General features: G+C 66.4%; 13 protein-coding genes. 5 read left to right on the forward strand and 8 right to left on the reverse strand.

What is annotated here, in order from left to right:
* Positions 1 to 224 precede the first annotated feature (224 nt).
* A complete protein-coding gene (locus tag ACTHQX_RS08740; RefSeq protein ID WP_236806368.1) occupies positions 225 to 2,369 on the forward strand; it encodes a VCBS repeat-containing protein in 2,145 nt (714 codons plus the stop codon).
* Between the two features lie 77 nt (positions 2,370 to 2,446).
* Here the strand turns inward: ACTHQX_RS08740 and ACTHQX_RS08745 are convergent, their stop codons facing one another.
* Complete coding sequence (locus ACTHQX_RS08745) at positions 2,447 to 3,124, reverse strand: O-methyltransferase (RefSeq protein WP_236806367.1); 678 nt, start codon at positions 3,122 to 3,124, stop codon at positions 2,447 to 2,449.
* 62 nt (positions 3,125 to 3,186) lie between these two features.
* On the reverse strand, positions 3,187 to 3,522 hold the full coding sequence (locus ACTHQX_RS08750) for a thiamine-binding protein (protein ID WP_236806366.1): 336 nt from the start codon (positions 3,520 to 3,522) through the stop codon (positions 3,187 to 3,189).
* 112 nt (positions 3,523 to 3,634) lie between these two features.
* Between ACTHQX_RS08750 and ACTHQX_RS08755 the strand changes: the two genes are divergently transcribed.
* Complete coding sequence (locus ACTHQX_RS08755; protein ID WP_236806365.1) at positions 3,635 to 4,264, forward strand: TetR/AcrR family transcriptional regulator; 630 nt, start codon at positions 3,635 to 3,637, stop codon at positions 4,262 to 4,264.
* Between the two features lie 183 nt (positions 4,265 to 4,447).
* Positions 4,448 to 4,672, forward strand: a complete 225-nt coding sequence (locus ACTHQX_RS08760; protein WP_236806364.1) for a hypothetical protein — start codon at positions 4,448 to 4,450, stop codon at positions 4,670 to 4,672.
* Positions 4,673 to 4,739: 67 nt separating this feature from the next.
* On the opposite strand, the gene ACTHQX_RS08765 is transcribed toward ACTHQX_RS08760, so the two are convergent.
* From ACTHQX_RS08765 to ACTHQX_RS08780, 4 genes are all read right to left on the reverse strand, one after another.
* Positions 4,740 to 5,408, reverse strand: a complete 669-nt coding sequence (locus ACTHQX_RS08765; protein ID WP_236808893.1) for an SIS domain-containing protein — start codon at positions 5,406 to 5,408, stop codon at positions 4,740 to 4,742.
* 92 nt (positions 5,409 to 5,500) lie between these two features.
* Positions 5,501 to 5,812, reverse strand: coding sequence for an AzlD domain-containing protein (locus tag ACTHQX_RS08770; protein ID WP_236806363.1), 312 nt, complete (start codon positions 5,810 to 5,812; stop codon positions 5,501 to 5,503).
* The gene (locus ACTHQX_RS08775) at positions 5,809 to 6,615 is read right to left on the reverse strand and encodes an AzlC family ABC transporter permease (protein ID WP_236806362.1); all 807 of its coding nucleotides are present in this window, start codon (positions 6,613 to 6,615) and stop codon (positions 5,809 to 5,811) included. Before ACTHQX_RS08775 ends, ACTHQX_RS08770 begins: the two co-directional genes overlap by 4 nt.
* Before the next feature lie 12 nt (positions 6,616 to 6,627).
* Positions 6,628 to 7,557, reverse strand: a complete 930-nt coding sequence (locus tag ACTHQX_RS08780) for a glycerophosphodiester phosphodiesterase (RefSeq protein ID WP_440156911.1) — start codon at positions 7,555 to 7,557, stop codon at positions 6,628 to 6,630.
* A 50-nt stretch (positions 7,558 to 7,607) separates the two neighbouring features.
* Between ACTHQX_RS08780 and ACTHQX_RS08785 the strand changes: the two genes are divergently transcribed.
* Both ACTHQX_RS08785 and ACTHQX_RS08790 read left to right on the forward strand, forming a co-directional pair.
* Positions 7,608 to 8,969 carry a DUF445 domain-containing protein gene (locus tag ACTHQX_RS08785; protein ID WP_440156914.1) on the forward strand — a complete coding sequence of 454 codons (1,362 nt, stop codon included), beginning with the start codon at positions 7,608 to 7,610 and terminating at the stop codon, positions 8,967 to 8,969.
* A gap of 185 nt (positions 8,970 to 9,154) precedes the next feature.
* Positions 9,155 to 11,350 (forward strand): M1 family metallopeptidase, encoded by a 2,196-nt coding sequence (locus ACTHQX_RS08790; protein WP_440156916.1) that lies wholly within the window; start codon positions 9,155 to 9,157, stop codon positions 11,348 to 11,350.
* Between the two features lie 15 nt (positions 11,351 to 11,365).
* On the opposite strand, the gene ACTHQX_RS08795 is transcribed toward ACTHQX_RS08790, so the two are convergent.
* Both ACTHQX_RS08795 and ACTHQX_RS08800 read right to left on the reverse strand, forming a co-directional pair.
* Complete coding sequence (locus ACTHQX_RS08795) at positions 11,366 to 12,115, reverse strand: LamB/YcsF family protein (protein WP_236806358.1); 750 nt, start codon at positions 12,113 to 12,115, stop codon at positions 11,366 to 11,368.
* Positions 12,099 to 12,935, reverse strand: coding sequence for a hypothetical protein (locus ACTHQX_RS08800; RefSeq protein WP_236808885.1), 837 nt, complete (start codon positions 12,933 to 12,935; stop codon positions 12,099 to 12,101). The genes ACTHQX_RS08795 and ACTHQX_RS08800 overlap by 17 nt, the downstream gene beginning before the upstream one ends.
* Positions 12,936 to 12,959 lie beyond the last annotated feature (24 nt).

Below are 12,959 nucleotides of genomic sequence, written 5' to 3' on the forward strand. Positions count from 1 at the left end.
AATCGATGGTCTAATTCGGTTGCTCCAGCGGTAGTCCGCTCCATGAGGGCCGCACCCAGGGCTGCATGCGAGCTTTGGCTCGCGCAGACCCCCGGCATCCCACCGGCTTTATCCGACTTTTATCCAAGGTGCGGCGTCCACTGTTGTCGTGGTTGGGAATCGACTTTCCGACCTGGCCTTGAAGGTACTGGGGGCCACAAATCGAGTGTCCACAAGGAGTCTCAATGTTCTCGCAATCTGTACGGCCCAAAATGCCTGATGGAGCCAACCGCTCCGGGGCAGCGCACCGCAAGCCCACCACCACTCTCAGCCGCATGGCCCCTGCTGTTGCCGGCGCCCTGCTCGCCGCCGCCCTGTCACCCCTCGGCGCTATGCCGGCGAACGCGGAAACCGCCGGGATGGGCCCGGTTGACGCCGCGAATGGCTTCCCGACGTGGTATTCGGACGGCACAGTCCGGCTGCAGCTCTGCTACGAGGCCGGCAAGGGCTGCCTCTCCGAACCTCCGGATCCCAATTCCCCGGCGTCCTACCCGGGCAACTTCCCCGAGGAAGCTTTTTGGTTTTCCGCGTCCGCGGATGTCGGAACGATCGGCAGCTACGAGGCGGCCTTGGAAGCGGCACATGTCAACGGCCCCGTGGTGCCTGGCGAGCAGATGGGTTTTGCCCGCCTGCGGTTCCGTTTTGATGGCCTGCAGCCCAACGCGCAGTACACCATCACCCACCCCTATGGCGTTGCGACGTTCACCGCTGACGTTGACGGCAGCATCAACGAGACGACCGACGCCGGCGCTTGCGCACCCAATGACACAGTTGCTTGCGACTGGGCGGGCGTCGGCGCAGCCTTCCTCGGCGACTTTGACAGGGGGACCACGGCAACGTTCCTCACGCAGGTTGGCGCCCCGGCAGGAACACTTGGCGACATCAACACCGCGCGGCCAGTCACCGGAGCCCCCTCGGGTATCAACTCCGTAACGGTCACCGGCCCCAACGCGGGCGGGCCGGGCATCAACACCATCACCCAGAGCAACTTCACCGTCCAGGGCCTCATCGCAACCGACTCCGTCGGAGGTCCCAATACACCGGACCTGGCGGCAGCCAGCGACAGCGGCCGCTCCAACTCCGACAACATCACTAACGTAACCGCGCCTACGATTACCGGCAGCCTTCCCGCCGGCACCGCGGGCCCCGTTCAGCTGATCGTGGACAATGGCGCCCCGCTGGCTACCACGCTCACCGGTTCCACCTACTCCGTGAAGCTGGCCCCGCTGGCCCAGGGCCCCCACACTGTGCAGGCTGTTGCCGGCGGACTGAATTCCGGAACGCTCAACTTCACGGTGGACACCACGGCTCCGGCCGTTGCGGTAACGGCACCCTTCCCGTCCACGCCCAGCCTGGACAACACGCCGTCGCTGAGCTTCTCGGGAGAAACAGGCGCCAGCTTCGAGTGCCGGCTGCAGCCCACCAACCAGGCCTGGGACAACACCTGTGCCTCCCCGAAGACCTGGGACGCACAGGTCAACGGGTTCTACACCTTCGGCGTCCGCGCCAGCGACGCCGCCGGCAACGTGGCATTTACCAGCCGTAACGTGCGCATCGGTACGGGCACCGGTGTCACAAGCGTCCCGCAGGACTTCAACGGCGACGGCCGGGCCGATCTCGTTACCCGGGATTCCAGCGGCGTCCTCTGGACCTACCTGGGCAGCGGCTCGGGTACCTTCCCGACCCGCACCAGGGTCGGGGGAGGCTGGAACTCCATGAACTCCATCAGCGCCACCGGAGACCTCACCGGCGACGGGCGTGCCGACCTGGTGGCCCGCGACTCCAGCGGAGTCCTCTGGACCTACCGCGGAAGCGGCTCCGGCACTTTCCCGACGCGGATTCGGGCCGGAGCAGGCTGGAACTCCATGAAGAACATCAGCGCCGCCGCTGACCTCACCGGCGACGGGCGGAATGACCTGCTGGCAGTCGACGCCGGCGGCGTCCTCTGGAGCTACGCCGGCAACAATGCTGGCGCATTCCCGACCCGTATCAGCGCCGGCGCGGGTTGGAACGGCCGGGCCATCAGCGCCGCCGGCGACCTCAACCGTGACGGCAAAGCTGATCTGGTTGCCCGGGACTCCGGGGGGACTCTGTGGTCCTACCTGGGCAACGCTGCTGGCGCATTCCCGACGCGGGTCAGCGCCGGTGCAGGCTGGAACGCCATGAACGCGATCAGCGGCGCCGCTGACCTCAACGGAGACGGACGCGACGACCTCGTCGCCCGCGACACCAGCGGAGTTCTCTGGTCCTACATGGGTAACGGCGCCGGCGCGTTCCCGAACCGGGTCAGGGTCGGCGGTGGCTGGAACACCATGACCGCACTCAGCTAACCGCTGAAGCACCGCCACCAAAAACAGGCACCGCCCTCGTACATCCAGTGCGAGGGCGGTGCCTATTTGTGTACGCCCTAACGCACCACAGCCAGCGCGAAGCCGTCCCAGCCCTTTGACCCCACGGTCTGGATGACAGTGGCGTCCAGCCGGCTGTCCTCCCCCATCATCTTCAGCGCGCCGATGATTCCGGGGGCATTGACTTCGTCCAGGGACGGATCCAGCGCCACGCCCTCCCACACGACGTTGTCCATCACGATGCTGGTTCCGGACCTGCCCAGCCGCACTGCCCACTCCAGGTACTGGGGGTTATTCTCCTTGTCCGCATCGATGAAGACGAAGTCGAACGGATCGTCTCCTTCAGCTTCGAGGGCCGCGAGCGTGTCCAGCGCCGCGCCTATCCGGATGTCCACCTTGTGGCCCACCCCGGCCGCGTCCACGTTGGTGCGGGCCACTTCGGCGTGTTTCGGGAGGTATTCGCACGTCACCAGCCGGCCGTCGTCGGGCATGCCCTGGGCCATCCAGATGGTGCTGAAGCCGGCCAGCGTGCCGATCTCCAGCACCCTGCGGGCACCGGACGCCGTCACCAGCAGCTTTAGCAGCTTTCCGGCGTTAGGTGTCACCTCGATCGGCGGCATCCCGGCCTCCTCGGCGGACCTGACGGCGCGCTGGACGGCATCGTCGGGGTGGACGACGACGTCTGACAGGTACTCTTCTACGGCCGTCCACTCGGGCCGCGGCTTGTGCTCAAACATGGGCACAGTCTTCCAGCAAGCGCCAGGCCGGGCTAGGCTGCCGCGGCCAATCGTCCTGGCCGTCAGTCGCCCTGGACCAGGGCGCCCTCCAGGCGCTCCACCTTCGCGGTGAGCTCGCCGGAGTAACCGGGCCGGATGTCGGCCTTGATCACCAGGGACACCCTGCTGCCGAATTTCCCCACGGCCTCGGTGGCGCGCCTGACCACGTCGAACACCTCGTCCCATTCACCCTCGACAGTGGTGAACATGGAGTCCGTCTTATTCGGCAGCCCGGATTCCCTGACAATCTTGACGGCGGCAGCCACGGCGTCGTGCACGGAGGCGTCGCCGGCACCCGCAGCGGCGTAGGCGGGATCAGCAGGAATTCCGGAAGGGGCGACTGAAAATGCAAGCAACATGCGTCCAGTCTGTCACGGCGGAATCTGCCGCCCGCATCGTGTGCTGCGTCATATTCGGCGCTACCAACGGGTAACGGAGTCAGGCTGACACTGCGTTGCTAACCTTGATTCCATGAACCTCGCAGTAGAGCGCAAGCCCCTTCGTGCTGACGCTGCACGCAATGTGGACAAGATCATAAATGCCGCCCGCGAGTGTTTCCGGCAGTACGGCCCCGATGTTCCGCTGCAGACCATTGCTGCCACAGCGGGAGTGGGTCCGGCGACGCTGTTCCGGAATTTCTCGGACAAGGAGCAGTTGGTTTTGGCGGCCCTCAACCGCCAGCTGAGGCTCAACGTGGACCCGGTTATCGACGTCGCCCTTGCGGGCACTGATGCGGCCGAGGGCCTGTTCCGGGTCATCGACGCCGTGATGACCGCTGCCAGTGACAACGCCAACCTGCTGGGCGCCGTGGCCGGGCGGCGGGATTTGCTCACCGGCATTACCGGCAGCCTGATTGAGTCCGTTGGGGTCCTCCTTGGCCGCGGCCAGGACCAGGGCACCCTGAGGGTGGACATCTCACTGACGGACATGGTGCGGCTCCTGGCAATGCTGATCGGAGTCGTCGACACCATGGAACCCGGCTCCGACGCCTGGCGCCGGCCGGCTGCCCTCGTCGAGGACGCCATCCGCGCGGAACGTCCCACAAGGTCGCTGCCTCCGCAGGTGCCGCTCGCGGCGTCGCAATTCGAGCAGTTCGAGTAGCTGGCAGGTTCGAGCAGGCGCGGAGGATCTTCGCTGGAAGAAGAACGGTCATGTTCCGTACACCGGGCCAGCACAGTAAGCTATGCACACCGGTGGGTTAGGAAGTCAGCCTCGGGCATCTTCATATACGGAGCACACCATGTCATTCCTTGCATGTGGTCAACTCGGGCCGGCAGTTTCACCATGAACCGCTCGCAGCTCGCACACTTCATGAACCACTCGACGGATCCTGAAACAACTCTGTTGGCTGCCACCACGGACGAACTCGGCATTCTCGTGGACGCGCTCTACCGCAACCTCGATACGCCGACTCCCGTGTATGGCGCACAGGACTGGTATGACCTCGCCACCGAAGAGCTCGCCAGGCGGTCCGTGCCTGCTTCCCCTGACGCCCGCGGTGTTGCCTAAGCCCAAACCCGTTACCTGAGCCCGCCCCTGCTAAAGGCGCTGCCCCGGGCTCACCCGGACTTCGGGGTCACCGGCGGGATTCAGGCCGGACGGACAACGCGTGCAGGGCGGCGGCCAGGCATTCGCTCATCGCCTGCAGCGCAATCAGCTGCGCTTCCCGCACCTGGGGTTTGGGAGCGTTGATGCAAATTGCTTCATCGGCGGCCTGGGCCAGCGGGTTCGGGGCCGCGCCCGTGACAGCCCAAACCGTGGCTCCGGCGGCCCGCGCCGCCGCTGTCGCCTCCAGCAGTGCATGCCGGTGCCCACTGGCCGAGACCGCCAGGAGAACGTCGTCGGAACGGATGTGGGCCCGCACCTGGCTGGCAACCTCTTCCGCGTGCCCCTGTGCAATCTCCACGGCACTGACGGGCGCAGCGCCTGCTGCTGCCGCACCTGGCCGCAGGGCAATGACGGAAAACGGCTGGCGGTCGCCGGCGTGGCGCCCCAGCAGTTCCGCGGTGAATTGCTGCACTTCGGCCGCCGAACCGGCACTTCCCGCCGTGACCAGACGGTTCCCGGAAACCAGGCGGCGGGCAAGCTCCTCGCCCCAGCCGGCCAGCCGCGAGGATTCGTTCCGCAGGCAGGCCACGGCGGGCCCCACCTGCCGCAGGTGCTCGAGGACGACGTCCACCGGCGCTTTCATTTCGAACGGCGCGTCCGTGGCACGGGTGCGGGACAGTCTGCTGACGGCCTTCATTTTCACAACCCCTCTACCTTTAGAGCATACAACGGTTGTGACGCACATCACTCAGAACTGCTGCCGCTGCCTGCAGGGAGTTACTCGCTGTTTCAGTTCCAGCCGGCCAGCCGGAGCAATGCGGCGGCTCCGGCCCCCGCCAGCACAACAACCAGGAAGGGCGCCCGCAGGAACAGGGCCGCAGCGGCGGCTGCCAGGGCGCCCAGGCGGGCATCGAGCACCAGGGCCTGCCCGGTAGCCAGGGTGTTGACAATCGTCAGGGACGCCAGCAGCCCGATGGTCATGGTCCCTGCGATCCGGGACATTCTCGGGTTCTGCAGCAGGCTGGCCGGCAGAAGGTAGCCCACCAGCTTCCATGCATAGGCGAAGAGACAGGCCAGCAGCAGCCACACCCACAGACTCATTTGGCACCTCCGGGGTTCGTCCCGTCGCCTTTGGAATGCCCGTCGTCATGCCGGTCGCGCGGGTGATGGCTGGGATGCCACTCCGCGTAGGGGTCGATGTCCGGTTCAAGCCCTTCGTCCTTGCGGCCGTGGCTGAGCCAGCCGATAAGGGCGGCCACCACTGCGGCAATCAGGATCGGGACGCCCGCGGGGACGAAGGGTACGGCCAGCACGGTTGCCAAGGCGCAGACGACGGCGATCGCCACCGGTTCCCTGCCCTTCAGCCGCGGCCACAGCAGGCCGAGGAACGCTGCGACAGCTGCGCCGTCGAGCCCCCACTGCTTCGGATCTCCCAGCGCGCTTCCGGCCAGGGCACCCACCGCGGTGAAAAGGTTCCAAAGTACGAAGATCCCGATGCCCGCCGACCAAAAGCCTCTTTGCTGCTCAGCAGGATCAGTCTGCCCCGTGCTTGTGGCCGTGGACTCGTCGATGGTCAACTGGGCGGCCGCATACCGGCGCCACCCCCGCGGCTGGAGCAGCACGTTGAGCTGCATGCCGTAGATGCCGTTGCGCATTCCCAGCAGGGTGGCCGCTCCCATGGCCGCCAGCCCCGAGCCGCCGCCGGCGACCACCCCGATGAACGCAAACTGGGAGCCGCCGCTAAAAAGCAGGAAGCTCAGTGCCATGGTCTGCCAGAAGTCCAGGCCCGAGGTCACGGAGAGCGCACCGAAGGACACCCCGTACAGGCCGGTCGCGATGCTGATGGACAGGCCAACACGGACCGCAGGAGAACGCAGGAGTTTCGGGGGCCAGGTGATGGGCATGCCACCACTCAATCACAGCGGTGGCTGTGATTGAGTCGCGCCGGAGCTTGCTGCCAGGGCTGGCTGCTGGAGCTGGGCCAGCACCTGCGCCGGCCGGTTGGTGGTGATCTCCTGGATGCCCATCCCCCGGCACAGCGCCACGTCAGCCTCGGCGTCCACCGTCCAGACCCGGAAGCGGCGGCCGGCATCCCGCCAGCGCCGCACGGTGTCCGGATGCCGGCGCACGTAGTCGATGCCCGGCCCGGCCATGCCCGCTTCGCCGCCGTCAAGGATCCGTTCCCCCTCCAGCTGCGCGGCCTTCATCACGTTGGCCACGGCACTGCCGGTGAAAGGCCCCAGGCCCAGTTCCTCGCGGATTCCGGTGACGTTCACGTCGTCCACGAGCTGGCAGATAAACTCCGCCGGGACTGCCTTGCGCAGGTGCCTGACTGAGTCGGGGCTGAAGCTCATGAAGGTCACCCGGATGTTGCCCAGCCGGGATGTCGCGGCGTCCCATCCCTCTGCCCGCAGCACCTGCAGCACCCTGTCCTCCAGCTTCAGCTGGTAGGGGCTGGGATGCTTCAGCTCGATGGCCAGCCCGACGTCCCGCCCGGCAGCCCGGAGCAGGTCCAGCAGGTCCGGCAGGGTGAGGAACTGTTCCGACCTCGGCCCGTAGGCCTCGGGGATCCGCACGCCCTTCCAGGCCGAAAAATCGAGCAGCCGCAGCTGGTCCACGGTCCGTTCGGCCACAGGACCGGTGCCGTCCGAGGTCCGGTCCAGGTTGGAATCATGCAGCAGGACAACGTGCTGGTCGCGGGTGAGGTGCACGTCGCACTCCACACCGTCCGCGCCGTCGGCGAGCGCCCGGAGATACGCCGCCCGGGTGTGCTCCGCGAAATCCGCGCTGGAACCCCGGTGGGCGTAGACCAGGGGACGGGTTGGGGCTGACTCGTCGGCTGTCATGGTCACACGTTAGCCGACCGCGGCCGCCAAAGCGGGGCTAGGCTTGGCACATGCAGGTGAACTCTGAGCCAACCACCCAGCTGGCGTCTCCCCCGGGCGAGGCCACCCGTGATCGTCCGGGAGAGGACGGGCGCGCTACGGCGCGCTCCGCCGTCGTACGGCAGCTCACAGCGGGCGACGCCGAAAAGGCGGCAGCCCTCCGGAAGATGAAACTGGTGGCGTTGTGCCTCCTCATTGCCATGGCCGTGGTGTTCGTCGTCGCGTTCGCGCTGCAAAAGCAGTACCCGTGGTTGCAGTACGTCCGGGCCGCGGCGGAAGGCGGCATGGTGGGCGCCCTGGCCGACTGGTTCGCAGTGACGGCCCTGTTCCGCTATCCCATGGGGCTGAAAATCCCGCATACCGCGATCATTCCGCGCCGCAAGGACCAGATCGGCGCGTCCCTGGGCGAGTTCGTGGAGACCAACTTCCTCTCCGAACAGGTGGTCCAGGACAAGCTGGCCAGCATCAACATCTCCGGCAAGGTTGGCAGCTGGCTGTCAGGGGCGGGCGGCGCAGAGCGCGTGGCCAAGGAAGGTGCCGCCGTCATCCGCGGCACGTTCAAAGTGTTGAACGACGACGACGTCCAGGCCGTCATCGAGGGCATGGTCCGCAAGCACCTCCTGGCTCCGCCGTGGGGACCGCCGGTGGGGCGCATGGCCGAGCGGATCTTCGCCGACGGGCACCACCACAAGCTGGTGGACCTCCTCGTGGACCGGGCAGCGGACTGGGTGGCCGCCAACCACCAGATGGTCAGCCGGCTCGTCACGGAGCGCTCCCCGCAGTGGGTGCCCAGCTTCGTGGACGGCCTCGTGGGCGACAAGGTCTACATCGAACTGCTGAAATTCACCCGTGCGGTCCAGGATGACCAGCAGCACCAGGTCCGGCTGTCCATCGACAAGTACCTGACGGACCTGGCCCAGGATCTGCAGCACGACCCCGCCATGATCGCCCGGGCAGAGGGCATCAAGGCGCAGGTGCTCGGCGACCCGGAGGTCCGGGAACTGGCGTCCCGGACCTGGGCGACCATCAAGGGCGCGCTGCTTTCCGCCGTCGACGATCCGGACAGCGAACTGACGGTGAAGTTCAAGGCGGCCGTCCGCGATTTCGGCACCCGCCTGGTCAACGACGACGAGCTGGCAGGAAAGGTCAACGCCTGGATCGGCGATGCGGCCGGCTATTTGGTCCGCACCTATCGGTCAGACATTGCCGGGGTGATCACGGATACGGTGGCGCGCTGGGACGCCGAGGAAACGTCGCAGAAGATCGAACTCCAGGTGGGCAAGGACCTGCAGTTCATCCGGATCAACGGCACAGTGGTGGGCTCGCTCGCAGGGCTCGCCATCTTCACGGTGGCCCACCTGGCGTTCGGCTGACGGGCTGCGCCCAACACACACCCTCCGGTGCACCAAAAGGCTCTTGACAGGGCCGATCCCGCCGGGCCACCTTTGGTGTCAATCGCGCCGCCGGGTCTCCTGCCCGTCCCATCCGTTCGGTCCACCTGATGAAGCCCACGGATCCGGCATCGCGGCGATTGTTGGGGATATCCGGATGAGGCGCCATGAGCCTGTTAACCGCCCGTCGTTTCCGCTCCGCCCTTTTTCCTTGGGCCCTCGCCCTCACCGTCCTCCTCCCGTCGCAACTTGCCCTACCTGCGCCTTCCGGCGCGGCAACTGGCGGAGCGAGGTCGGTCATTGCAGAAACCGGCGGCACGGGTTTTGAACCGGGTTCGCCCGGCTTGGGCGATCCGTACTATCCGCGGGACGGCAACGGCGGCTACGACGTCGAGCACTACCTGCTGGAGCTCAGCTACGACCCTGCCAGCGGGCTCCTCGCAGGCTCTGCCACCATACGCGCCCGTGCCACCCAGAACCTTTCGTCGTTCAACCTGGACCTGGAGGGGCTGACTGTCCGCGGAATCCAAGTCAACCACCGGAGCGCCGCCTTCAGCCGCAGCGGCGCGGAGCTCACGGTGACGCCCCGGAAGGGAATCAGGGACGGCCGGGAGTTCGAGGCGGTGGTGCACTACGACGGCATGCCGAAACCGATCATTGACCAGTTCGGGGTTTCTGGATTCCTCCGGACCGACGACGGCGCCCTGGTGATCGGGCAGCCACACGTGGCGGCCACCTGGTTCCCCGCCAATGACCATCCCCTGGACAAAGCGTCCTTTACCTTCAAAATCACTGTTCCGGACGGGCTGGAAGTGGTTGCCAACGGTGTGCTGCGCGACGAGGAGTCCGAGGATGGCAAAACGACGTGGACCTGGCGTGCGGCAGAACCGATGGCCACCTACCTGGCCACCGCGAGCGTCGGCAAGTTCCAGCTGAACCGGTACAGACAAGACCGGATCAGCTATGTTGATGCGATCGATCCCGACCTCTTCAATCCGGTGGTGACGGCCCAAATGGGTCGAAACTTCGCCTGGTCCCACAGCAGCCTGAACTCCTACACGCGCCTTACGAGAACCATCAACGTGCCGCAGTCTGGCGCCACGCTCTCGTTCGGGCTGCAACGGGATATAGAACCGCAGTTCGACTTCGCCTTCGTGGAAGCACGGCTGACTGGCGCCGCAAGCTGGACCACGCTGCCGGACAGCAACGGACACACCACGGACAGCCCGGGAATTGCATGTCCCAGCAGGTTGGCGCTCCACCCGTTCCTGAAACACTATCTGACCGACAAGGGTGACGGGACGTGCACATCATCCGGCAGTACAGGACAGTGGTGGGCCGCTTCCGGGCCTAGTCCAGGCTGGGAACCGTGGGTGTTCGATTTGGGCCGCTTCGCCGGGAAGAGCGTGGACGTAGCCATCACCTACATGAGCGACAACGTGGTGCCGTTCGACGGCGTGTTCGTCGACGACATCACAGTTTCGACCGGGGAGGGCAGCACATCCTTCGAGGATGACGGCAACACACTGGATGGGTGGGCTGCTGCGGCGCCGCCCGCGGGAAGTCCGCCCAACACGGTCCGGTGGACAGCTGGCGCGGACGGTCCTCCGCCGCTGGGGGAGCGTGTCGAGGCGTCCTTCAAGAGGCAGCCCGAGATCATCGACTTCCTGTCGGGATACTTCGGCCGGTATCCCTTTAACGCGTCCGGCGGAGTTGTGGATGACCTGAATAACCTTGGCTTCGCGTTGGAGAACCAGACCCGGCCCATCTACTCCAAGAACTTCTTCAAGGACCGGCAGGGAGGTGACTCAGTGGTAGTCCATGAACTGGCGCACCAGTGGGTCGGCGATGACATGGCGGTCAAGGGCTGGCGGGACATCTGGCTGAATGAGGGATTTGCGAGCTACACCGAGTGGCTGTGGAGTGAACACGAGGGCCGGGAAACCCCGCAGCAGCTGTTTGACTTCTACGCGGCAACGATCCCCGCCGACGCACCGTTCTGGGCCGTGAAGATCGGCGATCCCGGCACGGCGGCATTGTTCGCGCCCCCGGTGTACGTCCGCGGCGCGATGACCCTTCAGGCATTGCGTGTCCTCGTGGGCGATGACGTGTTTTTCGGCATCCTCCGCGAGTGGACGCATGCCCATACCGGCGGCAATGTCTCCAGCGCAGACTTTATTGGCCTGGCACAGGAGCTATCCGGCCAGGACCTGGGGAGCTTCTTCAACGCCTGGCTCTTCACCCCCGCCAAGCCGGCGGGGCTGGTGCCCACCCTACGCAGCGTTGTGCCACCGGCCTTGGATCCGCCGGTAACAGCACGGCTCCTCGAGCGGCTGATTGAAGCACGCCGGGAAGCGCGCTAGTTCACGGGCGTGCCCTTAGGCGAACGGCGCCAGTTCGACCCCGTTTTCCTGAAGACCTGCCCGGACGGCGGCAGCCATTTCGACGGCGCCGGGGGTGTCACCATGGATGCACAGTGAATCGGGGTCGACCCGGACCACCGTCCCGTCCACCGCCACCACCTCGCCCTTGAGCGCCAGGCGAACTGCCCGCTCAACGATCGGGCCGACGTCGTGCAGCACGGCACCTTCCTGCGAGCGCGGCACCAGTGTGCCGTCCGGCAGATAGGCGCGGTCCACAAACGCCTCCCGGAAAACAGGATGCCCCGCGTCCTGGGCCTGCTTCAGCAGCTCGGACCCCGGAAGCCCCAGTATGGGCAGGCCGGGATCGTAGGCCTGAATGGCTGCCACCAGCGCGGCAGCCTGCTCGGCGTCGTGGAACGCCCGGTTGTAAAGGGCGCCGTGCGGCTTGACGTAGTCCACCGTGGCGCCCACCGCGTGCGCAACCCCGTCCAGCGCACCGAGCTGGTACAGGACGTCGCCGAACAGCTCGTCGAAGGACATGTCCAGGGAGCGGCGTCCAAAACCGGCGAGGTCCCGGTAGCCCACGTGGGCGCCGACCGTGACGTCCAGTTCATAGGCGGCGCGGCAGCTGTCCAGCATTGTCACAGGGTCCCCGGCATGGAAGCCGCAAGCTACGTTGGCACTTGTGATGAGCTCGAACATGGCCGCGTCATCACCCATGGTCCAGGAGCCGAAGGACTCCCCAAGGTCAGCGTTCAGATCCACCGGTACCACCTTCCGTTGTCCCAGGTTCCGTTTTACCGGATTCCAGGGAGGGGCCAGCCGTTTCCGCAGGCTTGAGCTCCCCCGGCACCGTGTCCGGCATCGGCCCGAAGGCCTCTTTTGCGTTAGCGACGACGGTGCGGCCCATCATGAGGTTACCGGCACCGCCGACCACCGCCCCGATGCCGAACGGCAGCGCACGTCCGAACAGGGCGGTTCCCTGCCTCCTGAGCAGGTTCCGCAGGAAGGCCTTCTGGATACGCTCGCGGATAAAGCCGGCTCCGGACTGCGACATCCGGCCCGCCAACACGTTTCCCCAGGCCTGGCTGGCACCCTTGCCCCGACCCATGGCCTGGCCGCTGAGCGAACCAAGCAGAGCGGTTCCCTCCTCGCCGAGCATCACGGCCATCACCAGGGTGCTGGCCTTCTCCGGGTCGGCCATCCGGATCCCGTGAAGTTCGGCCAGCGAGGTGGCGTAGAGGGCTGTCGCCTCGAGGAAGCCAACCGTGGCGGCGGCGGAGAGGCCCAGAGACGCCACAGTGCCGACTCCGGGAACGACGGCGGTGGCCCCCACCAGCGCTCCCCCGCCGGTCACGGCCCGGAGGTAGTCACGTTCAAGGATGTCCGCGAGTTGGGCGGCGGATGCCCTCGGATTGCGGCGCTGGAGCCGGCGGATATACGCGACCACCAGCGGGCGTTGGATCTCCACGGCCCGCAGCAGCACGTTATGAACGCCGGGCTTGGGATTGCCGTGAGCGTCGAACACGGCGTTGTGGGCTGTTTCCTGCGCGATTCTCATCGCGGGGTTACGTCGCGTGGCCATCATCACCTCTACCTCGGAACAACC

The organism is Arthrobacter sp. SAFR-023 (assembly GCF_051965295.1).
Classification (GTDB): domain Bacteria; phylum Actinomycetota; class Actinomycetes; order Actinomycetales; family Micrococcaceae; genus Arthrobacter.

Bases quoted from the DNA above. Each gene is read 5' to 3' on its own strand.
- ACTHQX_RS08800 (WP_236808885.1), bottom strand. From the start codon at position 12,935: ATGGCCACGCGACGTAACCCCGCGATGAGAATCGCGCAGGAAACAGCC.
- ACTHQX_RS08755 (WP_236806365.1), top strand. From the start codon at position 3,635: ATGAACCTCGCAGTAGAGCGCAAGCCCCTTCGTGCTGACGCTGCACGC.
- ACTHQX_RS08775 (WP_236806362.1), bottom strand. From the start codon at position 6,615: ATGCCCATCACCTGGCCCCCGAAACTCCTGCGTTCTCCTGCGGTCCGT.
- ACTHQX_RS08790 (WP_440156916.1), top strand. From the start codon at position 9,155: ATGAGCCTGTTAACCGCCCGTCGTTTCCGCTCCGCCCTTTTTCCTTGG.
- ACTHQX_RS08770 (WP_236806363.1), bottom strand. From the start codon at position 5,812: ATGAGTCTGTGGGTGTGGCTGCTGCTGGCCTGTCTCTTCGCCTATGCA.
- ACTHQX_RS08750 (WP_236806366.1), bottom strand. From the start codon at position 3,522: ATGTTGCTTGCATTTTCAGTCGCCCCTTCCGGAATTCCTGCTGATCCC.
- ACTHQX_RS08765 (WP_236808893.1), bottom strand. From the start codon at position 5,408: ATGAAGGCCGTCAGCAGACTGTCCCGCACCCGTGCCACGGACGCGCCG.
- ACTHQX_RS08745 (WP_236806367.1), bottom strand. From the start codon at position 3,124: ATGTTTGAGCACAAGCCGCGGCCCGAGTGGACGGCCGTAGAAGAGTAC.
- ACTHQX_RS08780 (WP_440156911.1), bottom strand. From the start codon at position 7,557: ATGACAGCCGACGAGTCAGCCCCAACCCGTCCCCTGGTCTACGCCCAC.
- ACTHQX_RS08760 (WP_236806364.1), top strand. From the start codon at position 4,448: ATGAACCGCTCGCAGCTCGCACACTTCATGAACCACTCGACGGATCCT.
- ACTHQX_RS08740 (WP_236806368.1), top strand. From the start codon at position 225: ATGTTCTCGCAATCTGTACGGCCCAAAATGCCTGATGGAGCCAACCGC.
- ACTHQX_RS08785 (WP_440156914.1), top strand. From the start codon at position 7,608: ATGCAGGTGAACTCTGAGCCAACCACCCAGCTGGCGTCTCCCCCGGGC.